The organism is Albidovulum sp., from assembly GCF_049646345.1.
In the GTDB taxonomy this organism is placed as follows: Bacteria; Pseudomonadota; Alphaproteobacteria; order Rhodobacterales; family Rhodobacteraceae; genus Albidovulum.
In genome coordinates this window covers 1-3,106 of record NZ_JBARVQ010000066.1, presented here as the reverse complement: position 1 = coordinate 3,106, position 3,106 = coordinate 1, and the positions used below count along the sequence as shown (strand labels likewise).

At 63.3% G+C, this 3,106-nt stretch carries 3 protein-coding genes; all 3 read left to right on the top strand.

Features of this window, described 5'->3' with window-relative positions; genetic code table 11:
• On the top strand, window positions 1–705 hold a 705-nt coding region (locus WBB85_RS01615), incomplete at its 5' end, for an ABC transporter ATP-binding protein (protein WP_432636878.1).
• Window positions 706–719: 14 nt separating this feature from the next.
• A complete protein-coding gene (locus WBB85_RS01610; protein WP_432636877.1) occupies window positions 720–1,796 on the top strand; it encodes a hypothetical protein in 1,077 nt (358 codons plus the stop codon).
• Between the two features lie 51 nt (window positions 1,797–1,847).
• On the top strand, window positions 1,848–3,106 hold a 1,259-nt coding region (locus tag WBB85_RS01605), incomplete at its 3' end, for a trimethylamine methyltransferase family protein (protein WP_432636876.1).

Below are 3,106 nucleotides of genomic sequence, written 5' to 3'. Positions count from 1 at the left end.
GTCGGCGAAAGCGGATCGGGCAAGTCTACGCTTGCGCGCGTGCTTGTCGGTCTGTTGCCGCCGACCCGGGGGCGGATGGAGCTCCGGGGGGCGCCACTGCACCACCGGCTCGCCGCCCGCACGGCAGACGAACGCAAGGAAATCCAGCTTATCTATCAGCTTCCCGACGTCGCCCTTAATCCGCGCCAGGCTGTGGGCGAGATCATCGGTCGCCCCGCCGAGATATTCTGCGGCATGACCCGCGCCGCAGGGCTTGCCCGCGCGCGGGAACTGCTGGCGCTGGTGGAACTCGACCCCGATCTTGCCCAGCGCTATCCGAACCAGTTGTCGGGCGGGCAAAAGCAGCGCGTCTGCATCGCCCGCGCCCTTGCCGCCGAGCCCGAGGTGATCATCTGCGACGAGGTCACCTCGGCGCTTGACCCCCTGGTCGCGGACGGCATCATCGCGCTGCTGTTGCGGCTGCAACGAGAGCTTGGCGTCTCATACATCTTCATTACCCATGACATGGCCATGGTCCGCGCCATCGCTGACGATGTGGCGGTGATGCAGAACGGGCGGATTGTCGAACAGGGGCCAAAGCCCGCGATCTTCGCGCCGCCCTGGGATGACTATACGCACCTGCTGATCGCCTCGACGCCCGAAATGCGGGCGGGCTGGCTGGAAGAGGTTCTGGCTGAACGACGTATAGAGGCGGCGGGCAATTGAGGGGAGCCGGGCACATGCGGTTTGATCCGAGGGCCGGGGCGCGGTCACTGATCGGCGACGCGATCGGCGCAAAGGCGGGTGAGACGCTCGCCATCATCGCCGAGGACCCCCGACTAGGCATCTATGATGCGGCGGTGCCAGCGGTTGTCGCCGATGTCGCCGATGAGATGGGCATCGCGGCCCGTATCGTGCCGGTCGGCGACCATGCGGGGCTTGACGAAATACCGGCAGAGGTTGCGCGGGCCTTAACGGATTGCGACCATGTGCTCTTCCACTCCCGGCTTGGCGACACGCTGCGCTTCTCCGACGTCCCCGGAAGCGCCACCAAGACGATGAGCTATGCGCTCGATATCGGCGTTCTCGGCGGGCCGTCCTGCACCGTCCCGCACCGGGTGATGGAACGCATCCGCGCGGCCTATGACGCCCAGGCGAACCGGGCGCGGCAATGGCGCGTCACCTGTCCGCTTGGCACCGACATATCGGGCAGCCAGGACATTGAAAGGGTGGCCGCGGGCAAGGCCGAGGATTTCACCGTCACCCGCTACCCGGTCTGCGCACCGCGCCCCTTGCCCTGCGCAACCGCAAGCGGCGTTGTGGCCGTGGCGAACTGGCTCATGGCCTCGGGCAACCGAAAATATCCCGATGATGAAGTGATGCTGCCCGAACCCGTCCGCGCCCATATCGAGAACGGGCGCATCATCGGCTTCGAGGGGCCGCAATCCCTGGTCGACAAGGTCCGCACCCAGTACAGGCGCGTCGGCGATCTTTTCGGGCTCGACCCGTTCTTCGTACATTCATGGCATGCTGGCATGAATCCCGGCTGCTTTTACCCGCTCCGCGCCACCAGCGGCATCGAGCGCTGGGGCAAGGTCGCCTTCGCCAATCCGCGCTATCTGCATTTTCATACCTGCGGCAATTACGCCCCCGGTGAAATTGCCTGGACCCTGTTCGACGCCAGCGCCCAGCTTGGCGGCAAGGATTTCTGGCGCGACGGCATCTTCACCTTTCTGCAAAGCGATGCGGTGCAGGGCATCCTTGCGGAAGAAGGGATCGCGGAACTGGAGATCCGGCAGGATATTGGAATTGACTAAAAAGCAATAAATTGCATAATAAGCACCACACCTTGACATAGGAGTCCCGCAATGTCACGCCGTCAGGCCAGCGCCCGCTCTCGCAAGGATGCGCATCACAATGTCGAACAGACGCCCTGGCAGCGGTTCCGCAACCCCTATCCGCCGGTTGAGATTCTGACACCGGATCAGCTTGACGCCATCCATGACAATTCCATGCGTATCCTGTCCGAGATCGGCATCAAGGTGCTTGACGGGCGCTCGCGCAGTATTCTTGCCGAAGCTGGTTGCATAGTTGACGAAAGCACCGAAACGGTCCGCTTTGACCCCGGTCTGGTATCCGAACTTGTCGCCCATGCCCCGGCCAAGGCCGAGCTTCACGCCCGAAACCCTGCCTACAACCTGACACTTGGTGGCGATGAGATCATCTTTTCCTCGGTCATGTGCCCGCCCTTTGCCAATGATCTTGATCGCGGCCGACGCGCCGGAACCTTCGACGAGATGTGTGAGTTCGTCAAACTCGTCCATGCGATCAACGCTGTCCATCAGGCGGGCGGCGGCGGCTTCGAACCCTTGGACCTGCCCGCCGAGACCCGCCATCTCGACGTGGGCTACGCCCATGCGACACTGACCGACAAGACCTGGAAAGCCTGGTCGAACGGCGCCGAGCGCGCCCGCGACGCGATCGCTATGGCGAAGATCATGATGGGCTTCTCCGATGATGATCTGATTGCAAAGCCGGTTATCACCGCGCCGATCAACACCAACTCCCCCCTGATGATCGACACCGCCATGGCCGAGGGGATTGTCGAGATGGCGCGCCTTGGCCAGCCTCTGGTCATCGCCCCCTTCACCATGGCAGGGGCCATGAGCCCCGCGACCGAGGCCGGCGCGCTTTCGGTCCAGAATGCCGAGGCGCTCGCGGGTGTCGTCCTGGCGCAGGCCGTAAGGAAGGGCGCGCCGGTCGTCTATGGCTCATACCTGACCAATGTCGATATGCGTACCGGATCGCCGGTTTTCGGCACACCGGTCTTTGCCAAGACAACCTGGGCCTCGGGCCAGCTGGCGCGGCGCTACGGGCTGCCGTTCCGCTCTTCGCTGAATACCGGATCGAATTCGGTCGATGCGCAGGCCGCCTATGAGACAGAGATGTGCCTTTGGGCGGCGGTCACCGCCCATGCCAATATCCTTTTCGGTTCAGCCGGTTGGCTGGAGGGCGGGCTTTCTGGCTCTTACGAAAAGCTCATCCTTGATGCCGAACTGCTGCAACTGGTCACCGAAAGCTTCCAACCGATCGAGGTGAATGAGGATACGCTTGGGTTTCAGGCAAT

Bases quoted from the DNA above. Each gene is read 5' to 3' on its own strand.
- WBB85_RS01610 (WP_432636877.1), top strand. From the start codon at position 720: ATGCGGTTTGATCCGAGGGCCGGGGCGCGGTCACTGATCGGCGACGCG.